This is a genomic window from Halogranum amylolyticum (assembly GCF_900110465.1).
Taxonomy (GTDB): domain Archaea; phylum Halobacteriota; class Halobacteria; order Halobacteriales; family Haloferacaceae; genus Halogranum; species Halogranum amylolyticum.
This window is the reverse complement of the sequence record NZ_FODV01000024.1, coordinates 29835-46437: the sequence shown is the minus strand read 5'-3', so window position 1 is coordinate 46437 and position 16603 is coordinate 29835. Positions and strand designations below refer to the sequence as shown.

Below are 16603 nucleotides of genomic sequence, written 5' to 3'. Positions count from 1 at the left end.
AGAGTGGCGATGCGGCCGTTCTGGGGGTGTTTGCATGAGTCGCAAGGTACCGGTCGAGCAGCAATGCTCGATGCCGACTTGCGAGCAGGAAGCGACGACCGCAGTTGGACCCGGAGCGCTCTGTGACTACCACAGCAAACAGCTGAATAGTGATGCGGACCAAGTCGAAGAGAGCGCGTCACAGGGCGCCTCATCCTCCGCACATTCGATTTCGCAGACAGAAGCGACTACGAACGCCAGTCAGGAACTCGACTTCCAGAGCGTTGAGCCCAACACCTACCCCACTGACCTCGTCGAGAACGGTGCTCGGTGGTTGCTCTGGCAGTACAGCGACGACCGGAAAGTCCCCCGAAATCCGACGTGGGGCTACTCGGACCGTGACAGCGGTTACTCATTCGTCGGCGCGAAGAGTCCTGAGGCGTGGTTCAACTTCGAGACCGCCCACAACTGGGTTGAGCATGACGACGAACTCGGACTCGCCTACTATCTCACCAGTCCTGAGAGTAACGACTGGGACAACGACGAGAAGTACTCGTGGGTCGACACTGACGAAGACGTCCCAGACGAGCCACACGTGGGCCTGTTGGACTTCGACGATATCCGAGACCCAGTGTCGGGCGAGGTCGCCCCAGCCGCTGCTGAGTTGTTGGAGCGGGTGGCTGCGACGTTCTGTGAGTGGTCACCTTCGGGAACCGGCGCACACGCCCTTGGCGGGTTTTGTCTTCCTGAGGGCGTGAAGTCGCTCACCATCGACCTCTCTTCACCCGACTGGCCGGATGCAGAACTCGAGATCTACCCTGGCCGTCGCTACACCACCGTCACTGGCGACCATATCCCCGGGACTGCCACAGCTACGAGAGACATCCACGGTATCGTCGAGGAGATCATCGCGACGCGTCCCGGCGTACTCGATGCCGCGCGTGCTTCGACTCCCGAGGGACGCCCAGAGGAACTCACCTCCGAACCGGAGATGTCGAAGGACGACCTGGCGGACATCGAGACCACGGCCGAGATGCAGGATGTGTTCGACGCGATCCAGCATACTGGTCCATCTGATATCACACTCCGGTCGACTGTCACGCACGAACGATGTGATGATAGCAAGGACCTCGACCCGAGTTGGGCACAGTCCACAAGCGGAACTCGGCTTGCGCAGGTTGGCGACGGCTGGGTCTACCGGAAAGGAATGCACGGCCTCGATGCGCTCCAGGTCGTCGCTCTCGAAGAGCGCATCCTCACCTCGGTGACTGAGTACCCGAGTGGTGAAGACTTCTGGGACGCTGTCGACGCACTCCGCGACCGCGGTGCTCACATCCCAGAGTTCGAACCCGAATCAGCCGACCCCGTGAGTACACTTCCGCTCGAGAAGCTTGACGCTCTCAAAGACGACCAACGGCAGCGGGCCGCAGCTGCTCACGATATCGAGTGGCCGTCGACTGGTGAAGCCCGTGACCGTCTACGGGACCGTCTCCTCGATGCTGTCCGCCACCAAGAGCAGGTCGTCATCGACGCTCCGACTGGACTCGGCAAGAGCTACACGACATCGACCGAGCCGTGGCTTCGCCACGCCGATGTCACGGGTGAGCAACCAGTTGTTCATCTCAGCCCAACCCGAGACTCCCGTGATAGCGCAGCCGAGCATAGCAACGAAGCTGAAGGCGTGACCCATGCCGTCCTTCGTGGCCGGAAGGAAGCCTGCCCCGTCGCCCACGGCATCCACGATCCCACGGAGGGAGAGGACGACAACGGCGTCGTTGCCGTCACGATGAACCGAACGCCTGCCTCGGAGTGGTTCGACGCTGTCTGTGACGGTCGTGGTGTCCCGTTCTCGACAGCCCACGCCTACCTTGCCGAGCACAACGACCAGGGTATCGAACTGCCATGCTCGCGAGGAGACGACCCCTGTCCTGCAATCGGTCAGTGGGAAGGCCTTCCTCGAACCGAAGAGGGTAACACCGCGGTCGACGTGATTCATGCGACACACCAGTTCGCGCATGTCCCTGGGCTCACACAGTCGTGTAACGTCATCTTCGACGAGCGTCCGGACTTCGCCGTCGACGGCGAGTATCTCACGAACGACCGCATCCAGCGTGCCGTTGCCGCGTTCTTGCAGGAAGTCGGCGCGCCAGTCACCACGTGGGAATCGTTTGTGGAGACCGCACGGAGAGCCTACGGACAGAGCGTCGAAACCGACCTGCTCCGTGAGGCACAGGCGACACGGGCAATGTTCGACTACGAGCCCGACCGCGAATGGTACCTTGAGAACCCCAACGCCCACATGCTCGCTCCCGCGTTGGTCGAGGCCGTCTGGTTTGCGCTGGCCCAGGGCTTCGACGAGAATGGTCGCGCCGTCGGGACGACGACTCACAGTCCGCCCCGTCTTGATGCCAGTGCTCGTGACGACGACAACTGGTCGCGAACGTGGGTGACCGTTGTCGTTGACGAGGCCAACCGTGTCCGGACGGTTCGAAGCGTCCCCGACCTCTCGGGAGCGCGGTCTGTGGTCGGTCTCGACGCCCACCCCAGCCTTCCGCTGTGGCAACGAAACACGACGACGGACATGGTTCCCGATCACGTCCTCGAGGCCGAGGAGCGCCGTCTCTGGCGGCGGTACGAGCGCGGGCTCAGAGTCGTCCAAGTCGGCGACGCAGTTCGGCCACTCGCCAGTGGTGAATACTTCAACCCCGACGCGACGCGCGTCCTCTTGGATCATCTGCAACACCACTTCGGTGACGCGTTCGATACCTGCATCACCGCTGCGAGTGTCGAGCGCGAGTTAGAGTTCCTGATGCGCGAGGTCGGTGTCGATGACCCCGCGACCATGCACTTCGGTGAGGAACGCTCACGCGACGACTTCGGTGATCGTGACGTTGGACTTGTCCACGGGAGCATCGACCCCGGCGACGACTACGTCATCAATCTGCTCGCCGAGTGTGACCTCCACGCTCAACCCGAGACGGTCGAAACTGAGGACGGAGAACAGCGTCGTGCCCACGGTCGCGAGTTCGTTGGCCCTGACGCTGACACCGCCAGTGACATTCTTGCCTCCGTTCGAGAGAACCACGTCGCTCAGGCCGCTGGCCGATACGCACGGAACGCAGACGACCCAGAGAATCAGGCAACCGTGTTTGTTCACTCGAGTGCGATGCCGGCTGGGTTCGCTGACTATCAGGTCGCTGGAGTCGAGTGGGTTGCAACCGACGCCCAGCGGGCCATCATTAAGGCTCTTCGAGAACAGGAGTCTGCCACGGCCCGTGAGTTGGCCGCGGCAACGGACGTGTCGAAGCGTCACGTTGCGAAGACGCTCTCTCGCCTACTCGATGAGGAACGCGTCACCTGCCGTGAGGATGTCGGAGACCACGGAGCGGATGTCTTTAGTGCCGAAGACGGCCCGATGAGTGGTCTCGTTGACCTTACTCCCGAAGAAATCGCGAACAACTCCGTATGGGGCTCTAATACGTGGTCGTTCGCGATTACCGACGTCGAATTGCCACAGGTCACGCCAGCCCGGTGGGGTGACGAGCCGTCCACGATCCGAGCTGTGTCGCTGGCGGCGTTTCAGGAGGGACCACCACCGAAATAGGTACACGATTCACGTCGCTTTCCTGTCGTCTTGAGCGGTAGCGCTGCAATTCACAGCCATAAATGTATGCTAATTAATTGTCATAGTTAAACGTTGGAAGAAATGCCCCGCGGACATTCGCTAACAAGAGATAACAGTCCTCAAATCGTGCGTTTTTGCCGGCTACTCCTCATTCACAACGTCTATCGTCGGCTCCCGTGTCCTGATAGCGGAATTCTTCCCGAACAGATATTCAATTCCCGAAATCAGGAGTTCGGTTCCAAGTTCGGGTGATTTTTCGCCCTCCATTTTCAAACCTTCCCACTCGTAATTGTTATTATAGGTAACCGTACCGTCTTCCGCAATCGTCTTTTCGCGGGTTATTGTGAAGCCACGAATATCGAAGGATGGCATGCTCTGCAGAAACGTCACCCATCTATATATAATTTTTTATATAATTAATTTGTCCTTTTGTCCTACAGTATCTCCCGAGAGCTCTTCAGTCTTCAAGCTTTATCAACAATCAGTTGTAGTTCCTCTCGTTCGTCTTTCAAAGAGTAGCTAACTCATTCACACGTCTTCCACAGTAATTGTCAACAATGGCTTACGCTCTTGTGTAGGAGTATTGTTGATGGAGAGCCATCTTGCGAGTCTATGATGCAACCGATGAAACGAGCGGGTTGTTGGTAGGTCGATCGGCTAACCTCTATTCTGATTCTGATTCAATTGGAGAAGACGACATCAACAATCTCCTATAGATAAACGATAGCTTATGTTTGATTTTTGAATTATTTGTCTGTATCGAGAGGCGGCGCGTACTCAACTACGCTTTTAATTGTTTCAGGATCAGCCTGGAGATACTCATAGATGTCATAGCAAGCATTTCTCATCAGATCTACGTATCTCTGAGACGTATCTACACTTCGATTGTGGCTTTCGTTACTACTCCAAGTGCTACCCTCACAGTGCTTGTGAATAGTTGAAGCGTCAGTTCCTCGATAAAGCGCAGTTGCATGAATTGCACGAGAATATGCTTCTTGTATGTGATATTTGTCTTCTCGGTGTGCTATAAATCCAGCTACTGTGAGTAGAACACTAGAATGCCTCTTAGCAGAGTCTTTGTGCGCCTCAGGTAGACGACCCTCACATACAGACCGCAGCTCTTCCGGTGCATTGTAGGGCCAGTCAGGGTTTGTACGTAGGCTTTCTCTTACGTCTTTTAACGACATACAAGTAATGATAGACGTGTTAGAAGATGGTTGCTTCGAACTTTGGACCAATACTAGACTAGACGTGATGCTTACTAGCCTTACTAGCCTTACTCACCACTAGCTGCTCGAGGATCAGTACGTATTTCGTAGAGTGCCGTGCTCTCGTGGATATTCTCGATGTAGCCGACCGCGGTGAGGAGCTTCAGTCGCTCGTGAATCTTATATCGGGGTTCACCTGTCGCATCCACGAGAAAGCCCTGGGTACGTGCCCCCTCGTTGAGCTCGTCAAGGATCGCTTCATCGAGGGTTGTGAGTTCCATTCTCCTTTGTCTGGACACGCCCCCCATATCATTCTACACCTTTCGTAACTCTCGTCGTCAAAAATCCGAGCTTCAGATCCTAGTAAAAACCATACAACGATACACGGGATATAAGTCTCTGTGATTCGTACTACGATTCGTTGTAGGAACCATGATGAATAGGAGACTACGTCCGAAACGGGCTGGCTTTGCACAGATGACTATGCGACCGCTAACAACCTACAGTAACGAATCGACGGCAGCGCAGCGGCCCAATGGAGGGCGTCTATGAGCACTCACTGGAGGGCTGTGGTTCAACGAGGTCACAATCACGTGGCAGCCCACGTTGCCGCTGGTGCGCGAGTCCTGACCCCCACTGTGACAGTCATGCTCGGTCTCGCCGCGATGACTGGCATCGCTGCCGCCCAAGGAGACGGTGGCCTGTGTGGCACGCCTGCAATCGACCTGTTCGAGTGGGCGGCCCGAACTGGCGCAGGTGTGTTGTTCCTCGGTGGGCTGCTCTACGGCGGCTTCAAACACGCTCGCGCTGGAATGTCCCGCAACCCCGAACGATCGAGTGAACATCGACAGACAGGCACCATGGCGATGATTTCCGGGCCTATCTTCGGCCTCATCATCGTCCTCGGTGAGCAGGCCGCTGGGGCTGCTGGCTTCAACGTCGCCCAGTGTGCGCAACTCACGCCGTGGTTCTGACTCAGGCAGACCGCTCTCTGGATGGCCCCAGCCGCACCACAACTCACATTTTCACAACTCAGTCTTATGCCACCGACCACAGACGCTGACACCAACTTCAACGTGCGAGTGCGACGGTATGCATTCGTCCTTGTTGCGGTCGCTGTCATCACAGCGGGATTCGTCACACCGGTTCTCGCCTCCCCAGTGACCACCTCTCCGAACGGTCCGAACAGCACCCGGGCAGCAGGCACACCAACACCGTCGACACCGAATGCGACGGTGCTACTCCAGAGTCAGTCCCCACCTACGCCTGACTCGGGCAATGGTTCCGAGAACGCGACTTCGTACGCCGCGTGTACCGGAAAGGGGCCGATCAGAGGTGCGATCTGCAACGTCATTGAGAACGCTAAGCAAAGCATCCTCGGTGGTGCGCTCGACGCAACGCAGGATATCGCCCGAAGCACGCTCGAACTAATCCTCAGACGTCCGGTGCCGAAGCGAGGCGGCGAAATCGTTGTCTTCCGCCCCCCGACAAACCAGCCACTGGCTGGCGCATACGACGGGTGGACGTCGGTCGGGCTGCCGCTCGGGTTCCTCACCTGGATACTCGGTGTCGGCATCGCCCTCACCAGCCGATTCCGTCCTGAAGCGTCATTCGCCACGCAGGGGTTTCAGATCGAGCAGAAGCTCGGGCGGAATCTGTTTCTCACCCTTGGGTCGTGGTGGGTCGGTGCGTTCATCCTCCACGTTGCGAACGGCCTCATCCTCGCCGTCGCCCCACGCGGTGACCAGCTCGTAATGGGGCCGCAGTCCGGCATCGGGACGCTCCTCGGGACTGGCCTCCTCGCTGGGTTGCTGTGGGTCGCCACCGCCGCTATCGTGACCATCCTTCTCATCACGACGCTGCTGGCGTACGTCCTCTGTCTCACGTTCATGGTGTTCCTTCCGGTGTTCTCGGCACTCATGCTGTTCGACACCGGAGGCGTCCTACGAACGATCGGACAGTTCGGACAGAAGGGCTGGGACATCTTCATCCGCGCTGCGTTCTTCCCCCTCCCGGCAGCGCTCGTCTTGGGCTCGGGGACCTACGTCGCCGCGGGGACGATGGGCTTCGTCGAGAGCGCCGTCGCGATTGGTGGCTTCGCTGAAGTGGCTGGCACGCTGGCATTCGCCGCCGTCACGTTCGTGACGCAGCTGGCGGCGCTGGTTGCCACTCTCTGGATGCTACTGGGGTCGCGAGCAGCGAAGACTGCCGGTGGCATCATGGCTGGGCTCGGCGGGGCCGCGATGTACTCACGAGCGAAGGCGGGTGCAAAGACGCTCGCCGGCAAAGCCTCGATGCCAAACGTCGGTGCCACGAGGTCCGCTGCGAGTGCGGCCACTGGCACTAGCATCCCCAGCGATCTGTTTGACCGGGTAACGTCTACTCGTGGCACGAGTGGAAGCGGTGCCGCACTCGGAGCTGAGAGTCAGACCAACGTCGCCGGTGCGCTTGGCCCCGGAACGTCTGGTAACAGTGGCGATGGTCTCGCTTCCGTAGGCACGCCAACCGGTGGTCGCCCAAGCTCTGGTACCATCACGATCGGAAGCAGTGCTGGTGCCAGAACTGACGTGAGTGCTGCTGCAACCGACGGGTTTGACCTCGTCGTTGTCGACGGAGAGGGAGACATGACGGACGGACAACGGTACCAGCCCGGCTATGTCACTGATGGTGAGTTCCAGCCAATCGAGTCTAAAGGACAGACTCGACAGCTCATCGTTCGAGAGCACGACCGATTCGCGACAGCCTATGACTCAGATGGCGACCATCCAGGGGTCCTCCATCGTGGCGAAGCGGATGGATCCTTGTACGACACGAAACCGGTTGCTGGCGAAGACTGGGGCGTGAGTGCCGCTGAGGAAACGAAGATCAGTCGTGATTCGGTATTTGACGCTCGCGGAACAGGCGGGGGGTCGCAATGACGGGCCTCGGTCCCAGAGGCGATGATCCGGAGCGCCGCATTCTCGATGATGTTGGCTCCAACTCCGGGTTCCTCGCGTTCACCGATGTGTCGAACGCCGACCTCCTGTTCCTTGTACCAGTGCTCATCATCGCGATGATCACACTGGAGGCCGTCGTCATTGTGACTGGCCGATTCTTCGTTGGCGTCGCACTCGCGTTAGCTGTTCTCACTATTGCTGGCGTGTACGTGCACGTCTGTCCCGACCACCGAACACCGCTTGGTCTCATCACCTCGTTCGTCACTCACCACCGTCGAGAGAATACTATGACATTCACCAACACAACCACTGAAACAGGTGCCGACACACCGCCGGATGCTCGGGAGCTGACCCACGTTCGCGCGGTTGAACCAGAAGCCGATGCGATTCGACGCCAGGACGAGACACTCGTTGGTGCCGTCCGCATTGACCCCGCAAACCTTGCGCTTGCTGACCAAGCACAATGGGACAGAGCGGCCCGCGGACTCGGTGCCGTCCTGAACACACTCGACTATCCGGTGCAGGTACACTCGTCGGCACGGCGTGTCGATCCCGCTCGAATGACTGCCGCGTACGACGACCGCCGGACCGACCCTGACGTCAGGGCGACGCCGGCACTCACAGAAATCGTCGAAGTGTACCGACGACGTCGGCCACAGGAGTTCCATGAGCGCGGGACGAGCGTTCGCCAGTACCATGCGATTGTCACGGTCGGGATTCAGGAGGTCAGTCTCGAAGACAACGGATGGGTTCGTCGCCTGCAGAGCGTCCCGCTTATTGGCGACCATGTTGGCTCTGTCGTTGCAGATGTGTTACTGCGAGACGAGCGACGCGAGGCTATCGAAGAGCGGCAACGCGCTATCCTTCGGGACCGGCGCACTCACTTCACGGAGCAGTTGACCAGCATCGAAGGCGTTACCGCTCGTCCAGTTACCGCGACCGATCTCGTCACACTCGTCGAAGAGTATTGGTCGGGGAATCGGACCGAGTACCCCGACGCCGGTCCTCACCTTCGTACGACGCCGGTCGTTATGAGCGACCACGATACCGATGTATCGCATTCGCCGACCGACACCACCACTTCCAGTGTAACGCGGGGTGACCGAGCATGAACGTACTCTCTCACCTCACTGCTCTTCTCCCCAGAGACAGGAATGAGACAGAAGCCAGTGACGACACTGGGGGTGAGCCTACTGACGATAGTGCTCACGCTCACCGGGAGTGGACGCACGCGACACGCGTTGCCCCATCGGGCGTTCGTCTCGAGACCGATACGGCACGAACAGAAGACCGATGGGTGAAGGTTCTCTTCGTCACAGGATTTCCAGAGACGGCAACGCCGGGGCTACTCGACCGTATCTGTACGCACCCAAGTGCGGACGTCGACGTGACAATCTATGCAGACCCTGAAGATCCTCGGACGTCGTTGATGCGGTTCGAGAGTGCTATCAAGTCGCTCAAAGTCGATCACATCGAGGCACAGGACCGCGGTTCAGCAAAGGCAACGGTGACGGAACGTCGTATCCGTGACCACGAGGCAGTATACACGCAGTTGCACGAGAACGCTCAGCGCATCCTCGATGTCGGCGTTTATCTGACCATCCGTGGCGACTCGAAGGAACAAGTAGACACCACCGTTTCCAGTATACGTGGCGAGTTGCAACGTCAGCGATTGACGACGAAGACCGCGGCATATCGGCAGGGTGATTCGCTGGTCACGGGCAGCCCAGTCGCAAAAGACAACCTTGGACAGACAACGCCTATGCTTGGGCAGGCCGCCGGTGCGCTGTTCCCGTTCGCCGCGACCACCACGATCGAAGAGAGCGGCGTCCTCTACGGCTATCACGCTACCACGGATGCGCCAGTGTATCTCGACCGGTTCCTCCGGGAGAACGGTCACAACGTATTGGTCGCGGGTGAGATCGGTTCTGGGAAATCATACGACACCAAGCGGCTCCTGCTCCGCCGCGTTGCAAAGGACCGTGACACAGCCATCGTCATGATTGATCCAGTCGGTGGCTTCGCCAGTCTGGCCGCCGGTCTCGACGCTGAACACTACGTCATCGGTGGGACTCGGACGGTGAATCCACTCGAGATACGACCAACACCTGACCACCTGCTTGAACAGGAAAACGTCAGTCCGTTCGTCGAGCGAATCAGCGCCGTGATGGCGTTCTTTGAATCGTTCTTCGCGTTCGTTGGTGCGCCACTCGGTGACCGTCGGCAGGTCCTTGAGCGGTGTGTCCGAGAAGCGTATCTCCAGAACGGTATCACAGCCGACCCGATGACCCACCATCATGAGAGTCCCGTGGTAGGCGACGTGCGAGCTGTTCTTGGCGATGTCGCTGCCAACCCGACCGAGGTTCTCAACGGCGACGATTACTCAGACGGCGAACTCGACAAGTGGCAGAGCCACGCTGAAGACCTCCGCCTGAATCTGGAACCGTTCACTCCTGGCGGTCAGTTCGCGTTCCTGAATGGGCAGACCGAGGTCGACCTCACCGGAAGCCGTGTCATCTATCTCGACTTGAAACAGTTCGGAGGTGGCTCTGATGAGGCACTCGCCGGACTCGTGATGCAACCCATGTACGACGCCGTCTACGAACGTCTCAAGGCTGCGACCGGAAACACCATCGTCGCAATCGACGAAGCACACTATCTGGTCGAGTCGCCGGGGAGTGTCGAGTGGCTCAAACGGACGACCCGGCACTCACGACACCTGAACCTCTCACTGCATTTCGTCACACAGGAACTCGCCGATTTCTACGACACCGACGGAGCCGAGACGTTCATCAACCAGTCGTCGATCAAGCTCCTCCACCGCCAGGGGAACCTCACTCCCGAACACGCCGACGCACTCGGTCTGACCGAACCCCAGGCCTCGTTCGTTCGCAATGCTGTTGTCGGGAAAGAGGGACTCGGGTTCAGTACCGCGCTCCTTGACGTTGATGAGGGCGGAACCTACCCACTTCGCGTTACTGCTCTTCCTGAAGAAGAGACAATCATCGAAGCGCAGAAGGCTTCCTGTGACTCGAACGGAGGGTCAGACAAGTGACCGATTCTGTTCTCTGGGGGATGGTTCTCAGCGACGAGAATTTTGGCATGAGAACCAAGACAGCTCGCACGATATGTTTCCACATGGACCCCGACAAGTACACGCCCATCAAGGAAACACGGCGGACGTCAGACGTCCGCACGCCCCTAACGCTGGAATACGACCTTCCAGCGGTGATGGAAGAAGTACTTGGACGGGAAAGCGCTACTTGTGAAGCTTGTCAGCAGACGGTCCACCATCCCACAGGGGGGGATTTGGAAGGAGGTGAGCCGTTTGTCATTCGAGACATCGTTGACAACGTCTACAATGTCGCGAATCGGGTTCTTCTGTGCCACTCGTGTGCGAACCGCCCCACTGATGAATGGAAGGCTGACGTCTGCGCCAAGCGAGTGCGTGAGCGTGAGCGTTCCCCATCGTGGCGTGATTACGTTGCATACTGGCTCTCAGACCCAACTGCGACGTCGCTCTTTGCACGCCGCATCGCAGGGTGTCTCACCGGACTGGTTGTACTCGTCGCAACCCTGGCTGGCATCGTTGGCGCTCTCAGCGCCACAGTCGCTACCGGGTGGGCTTGGGCCCGAACAGTCGCCATGGCAACCAGCACAGTCATCTCCACAATCGCTACGCATCCGTGGATTGTCGGTAGTTTCGTCGGTATCGCGTACATTTCCCATGCAGTCGAACGCGTTCGATATGACCCCCGCGGATACTGTTCTCGGGGACACCGACCGTGGGCGCTGCTAATCCTTGCTGGAGTAACTGCAGGAATCGGCGCATTTGGACTTTTGTTCCTTGCAATCGGCCTGCTTCCTGCAACACGCCTAGTGCAACTAGTCGTTGCTGTCGTCTGGTTAACCGGGGCTGCTAGCGTTGCCTGGTATATCGACCTCGCAATTCGTCATGACCTCGCCATCGGGATTTGGCGGCCTAATCGCGGGCTGTGGATAATCGCTGGTCGCGTTGGCCTCTTGCCGGGACTCGTCGCCATTGTCGCTGGCGTTCCATTCCCTAGTGTCCTTGCTCCGACCACGACAGGTATCCTCGCCGCGATTCCCGCTGGCGTTGCATTTGCGTTCACTGGTTTGCGACTGCCATACGACTCCCGCGCACGCGACGCCGTCCTCGACGTGATTCCCGAGTGGATACTCACGGCTCTCTCCGATGAGCGGCGCCGAGACTAGCACGCCAACCACCTACGCCCACCACAACGATGTTCCCAACCACCACGACAGCTACGCCGACTAGCATCGAACTCACACCAGACCTACTCGAACGGACTCACGGAGCGGCCGCCGATGAACCGTTGATTCGCGTTCGACCCTATCCCGAGACCGACGGGATTGCAGCTGGTCCACGGTTCCTCCGTGGCTTCCATACCACACCCGCTGGGTCACTTCATCGAGGAAACACACCGATCTACGCTGCTGAGATTTGGTTCACGGACGGCAAGCTCAAGTTCTACCTCCGTGCCCCCGACCCACAGGATGCGATTGCCCTCGTCAACGCACACTATCCCAACAGCGACACACAGCAGGTTACCGGGGCTGGGCTTCCGGACATCTCCCCAGGACAGTACGTCGCTGGCTGCCACCTCGAACTCCGACACGACGCGGTCTACCCGGTCAAACACCTCGACTCCCTGCCGCCACTTGATGACGACCCATACCGGACTATCCTCTCTCGACTCATCGGCGGTGACGACGAGACGGTGATCCTCCAGATTGTGTTCATGCCGGTCGCCCAGACGTGGACGCGTAGAGGGCTCCTTGGCCGGTTCGGAAGTGGCGACGTCGCGCACATCGCAGAATCCCGCCGACAGGGTACGGTTGAGGGATATTTCTATCCCCGAGTGTTCCAGTCGAAACACGATACCCGAGCCGCAGACGATATCGTTGCGCAACTCGGTCGCCCGGCGTTCGCGACGACTATCCGTGTCGTGACCGCTGCACCCAACGCTTCGACAGCTGAGCACCGACTCAGCCGCGTTGCCGACGCGGTCACCACACTTGATCACGAGCACACCAATCAGGGCTTCACCCCTCGATATGCGTCTGCCTCTCACCTTCCGGCGGTCCTCGAGGCCGCAGGGATGCGCGCTCTCACTCCAACCAGTCGACTCAAACGCACCCTATGGGGGCGGCGGAATGTCCTCACACTACGCGAACTCACCGGACTCGTCCACCTCCCGAACGAGGAAGTCGAGAACCCCACCGTAGACTGGTCACGGACCGCTGCCGGTGTTGGCGTACCTGCTGACGTCCCTGCATTCTCTGTGCCCACGTCCGCCGCTGACGGTGTCCGGCTTGATGACCAGACGCGAGCGCACTACGATGACCCTCACCGAGAGCCAACTGACGAGAGCGAGTTCGACCCTTTCGTTTCCAATCCAGACCTCACTGGGAGCGGGGTCGGGCAGAGAGGTGAGGATGATGTTTGAACGGTTCTTCGGGAGTGACGAGTCCTCCGAACCAAAGACAGAACCAGTAGACGTCACTCCAACTGGCGACGGTCCCGTTGTCCCCGAGGTCGACTCCACGGCAATGGGTTCGACCTCCGTGCCAGACGCGACTCTCCGTTCACGACTGGGAGAGTCGTACGATATCTCAGTCACCAATACTGCCTCCGTCGGTGGGAAACCCATCATCACCGACACAGCAACCGAGGGTATCGTCGCGGGCTCACATGTCCGCGACATGTTCGAGGCAAGTGCCGAGACCGCTCGTGCTCCACTCTGGATTGGTTACGACGAGGATGCTCATCGGGGATTCCGCGAGGCCCCACTCCGCTTCGACTCGCTGTTCCGGCACATTTGGATTACGGGCACGACCGGCTACGGGAAGACCACAGCCCTGCTCAACATGATGATCCAGTGGGCGTACGCCGGCTATGGCTTCGTCTACGTTGACCCGAAGGCTCGTGACTCCCGTGAACTCCTGCGGATGCTCCCTGAGCATCGTCTTGACGACGTCGTCTGGATCGAACCCGGTTCAGTCGAACACGACCGCACAGTCGGGCTGAACTTCCTCGAACTGCCCGACTGCACCACCACAACGGAGCGTGAGAACGAGATTGAGAACCGCATCGAGAACCTGAAGGCAATCTTCGACACGGACGAGTACTGGGGGGTGAACATGGAGTCGATTACCGAGTCGATGGCGCGGGCGATGATGCAGTCCGACAAGCCGTTCTCGGTGATCGATATGTACTTCACGCTGTTGAACGCCGAGCGGCGCGAAGAGTTCGCCCTCGACGTCGACGACCCCTACGTGCGTGAGTTCTGTCTCGAAATCGCCCAGATGGACGACGAGACGGTGCGGCCGCTGCTCAAGCGTATCAAATCGTGGGTCGAGAACGCCGTCATCCGGCGGATTATCGCTCACCGTGAGAGCACGATCGACTTCCGCGACATCGTCGCCAATGACCGGATTGTCATCGTCTCCACGCCCGTCGAGAATACGGACATCAAGAAGATGGTCACACTCGGTGTGATGCGGAACCTCTGGAGCGCCATCCAACATCGGTCCTACGGACAGGATGCCGAACCGGACCCGTACTTTGTCCTCTGTGACGAGTTCGACGATATCGCGAGCGAAAACCTCGATATCGAGTCGATGCTCGCTCGCGCTCGCTCGATGCGCCTCTCGGTCACGCTGGCATCCCAGTATCCTTCGCAGTTCGACGAGAGCACGCTCAAATCGATGCAGAACAACTGCGACACGCTCATCTCCTTCTCGGTGAACGACGTTGACGACGCCCAACTCCTGATGAAGCGGTTCCGGGGCTACACGGCAGAGGATCTCATCTCGACCGACCAGTATCAGGCGTGGACGAAGCTACCGCTTGGTGGCGGCCAGTATTCCAACCCCGTTCTGCTTCAGTCGTTCCCGCCGTACCCACCGCTTCGGTCGTCCGATGCCGTCGACGACATCATCGAACAGAGTCTCTCCCAGTACGGGACTGAGCCACTGACCGATGCTGAGATTCTGCAGAATCTCCTCTACAGCGACTCGAACGACGCTGCCAACCCGGACAAGTTGTTGGCCGAAATGATGGCGGAAGCGATTCGCGCCGTTCAGATTCGGAAGGGCGTGCGTGCTGACAATGGGTGGGTCGACGTCACCGCTGTCGACGACGAACTCATCGTGCGGCTTGAGTCAGCTAACGAAGACCACTCCAATCTCGACGTCGATCCGGCCAACCTCCCGGACATCCGTGACACGTCGCGATTGATCGAGGCCGACATCGATCTTCAAACGGACACCGTCGTCACTCGCCTCTCCGATGCTGGTGCGGACGCGGTTCGTCCCGAGACTGGTGCTGTCCGGTCGGCTGGCGACACAGCTCACGACGCACTGCTCGCTGATGCGGAAACAACGCTCACCGAACAGGGGTTCAGCGTCAGTATCATCGAGCAAGACGGGAGTTCCCAACCCGACGCCACCGCGACACACTCCGAGTTTGAGACGGACTTCGTCATCGAGTCTGAGACAACAACGCCCGAGCGCCCGGCGAAAGTTCTGCAGAACCTCAGCCGTGCTCACGAATCAGACCGAGTCCCGATCTTCGTTGTTCGTCCCGGAGACTCGACAACCCAGCGGGCCGCACGCATCGAGAATATCTGTTCACCACCGTTGCGTGAACTTGCAGATGGGAGTGAGCTGTTCTACAACTGCGACGAGATTGTGACGTTCGGCGGTGGCGCAACTTCCCACGGTGGCGTGACTGCCGTCCGTCCCCGGACGTCCGACTCGAATCGAACTGTCTGGATACGCGATGACGGAGACCGGGTTCTCTCGGATGGCGAGACGGAATTCGCTCGAGTCCCAGAGGGGGATGCTCTTTCGAAGGACAGCGTCCCGGCCTACTACAGCTACGACCGAGAAAGCGAACAGTATACCGTCTACACACCCGGTGAAACACAACGGTACGACTCGAAAGACGACTTCGACGCCGAGTGGATTCCAATCAAACGCCCGTTCATTCCACGAGAGCAACTACCCGCCGATCTCTCGCGCGAGGACTACCTCATTTTAATTCTCCCAGACGACGGCTCCCCAGTTCTCTATCAAGAGGAATCGATGTATCTCCTATCAGACTGTCTTGACCACGGTGAACTTTGGTCCACCAGTGTCGACCCGCTCCAGATGGATTCCGAAGCGAGTGACGAACCAGCATCCGACGCCGACGTTTCCCCCTCATTGGATGGTGACCCCGAGGGCGATGCTGTGGAAGTCTTCGCTACTCTGTACGTACGACAGACCGATGGCTCACGCATCTCGGAAGACGCTCTGTTCCAGGCGTACTCCTCTTGGCTCAACGAAAACGATATTGACGGTACTACAAGCAAAGGGTGGTTTACACGAAAGCTTGGGAATGCCGTCGACTTCGACACCAATCGACGCAGAAGAGATGGCGAGCGAGTGCGCTTCTATGTCGGCATCGAGCTCACACCTGACGGTCACACATTCCTCGACCCATGACATCAACCAATATCCTGACACAGAATAGCGACGGTGCAACAGGCTCCACCAATCGATTCGAACCAGTCTACAGCATATCCCGCTACACGCCCTCTATCCGTCTAGATTCGACATTTGAGGTTGCTGTCCCAGCAGTTCGGGTAGCCATCGTAGCTGTCCTTGCAACCATGTCCCGACAAAATCGCATTACGAGAATACTGTCCCATCAGTATCGGCGCTCAAACCAACTAGTACATACTAGATTGCATCCGCAAAAGGACGAGGCGATGCAGCAAGGGGACAACCTCCCTCTTCGACGACGGTTGTCTCAGAAAGTTGAT

At 58.7% G+C, this 16603-nt stretch carries 9 protein-coding genes; 6 read left to right on the top strand and 3 right to left on the bottom strand.

Annotated features, from left to right (window positions below; genetic code table 11):
• Positions 1 to 34: 34 nt before the first annotated feature.
• Complete coding sequence (locus BSG17_RS22425) at positions 35 to 3583, top strand: hypothetical protein (RefSeq protein WP_139246767.1); 3549 nt, start codon at positions 35 to 37, stop codon at positions 3581 to 3583.
• A 162-nt stretch (positions 3584 to 3745) separates the two neighbouring features.
• Here BSG17_RS22425 and BSG17_RS22420 read toward each other — a convergent pair whose 3' ends face one another.
• Both BSG17_RS22420 and BSG17_RS22415 read right to left on the bottom strand, forming a co-directional pair.
• Positions 3746 to 3976 carry a hypothetical protein gene (locus BSG17_RS22420; RefSeq protein ID WP_139246766.1) on the bottom strand — a complete coding sequence of 77 codons (231 nt, stop codon included), beginning with the start codon at positions 3974 to 3976 and terminating at the stop codon, positions 3746 to 3748.
• A 904-nt stretch (positions 3977 to 4880) separates the two neighbouring features.
• Complete coding sequence (locus tag BSG17_RS22415) at positions 4881 to 5093, bottom strand: MarR family transcriptional regulator (RefSeq protein WP_139246765.1); 213 nt, start codon at positions 5091 to 5093, stop codon at positions 4881 to 4883.
• A 312-nt stretch (positions 5094 to 5405) separates the two neighbouring features.
• Here BSG17_RS22415 and BSG17_RS22410 point away from each other — a divergent pair, with 312 nt between their 5' ends.
• From BSG17_RS22410 to BSG17_RS22395, 4 genes are all read left to right on the top strand, one after another.
• Positions 5406 to 5786: a hypothetical protein gene (locus BSG17_RS22410; RefSeq protein WP_139246764.1), complete on the top strand. Its 381-nt coding sequence runs from the start codon at positions 5406 to 5408 to the stop codon at positions 5784 to 5786.
• A gap of 186 nt (positions 5787 to 5972) precedes the next feature.
• Entirely contained in the window at positions 5973 to 7730 is a 1758-nt protein-coding gene (locus BSG17_RS22405) for a TrbL/VirB6 family protein (protein ID WP_211609296.1), read from the top strand.
• On the top strand, positions 7727 to 8860 hold the full coding sequence (locus BSG17_RS22400) for a TraC-like domain-containing protein (protein ID WP_089827616.1): 1134 nt from the start codon (positions 7727 to 7729) through the stop codon (positions 8858 to 8860). Before BSG17_RS22405 ends, BSG17_RS22400 begins: the two co-directional genes overlap by 4 nt.
• A 317-nt stretch (positions 8861 to 9177) precedes the next feature.
• Entirely contained in the window at positions 9178 to 10803 is a 1626-nt protein-coding gene (locus tag BSG17_RS22395; protein WP_211609294.1) for a VirB4 family type IV secretion system protein, read from the top strand.
• Between the two features lie 1390 nt (positions 10804 to 12193).
• On the opposite strand, the gene BSG17_RS26445 is transcribed toward BSG17_RS22395, so the two are convergent.
• A complete protein-coding gene (locus BSG17_RS26445) occupies positions 12194 to 12823 on the bottom strand; it encodes a hypothetical protein (protein ID WP_139246763.1) in 630 nt (209 codons plus the stop codon).
• A 409-nt stretch (positions 12824 to 13232) separates the two neighbouring features.
• Between BSG17_RS26445 and BSG17_RS22380 the strand changes: the two genes are divergently transcribed.
• Entirely contained in the window at positions 13233 to 16283 is a 3051-nt protein-coding gene (locus tag BSG17_RS22380) for a type IV secretory system conjugative DNA transfer family protein (protein ID WP_394327984.1), read from the top strand.
• The last annotated feature ends 320 nt before the right edge of the window (positions 16284 to 16603 follow it).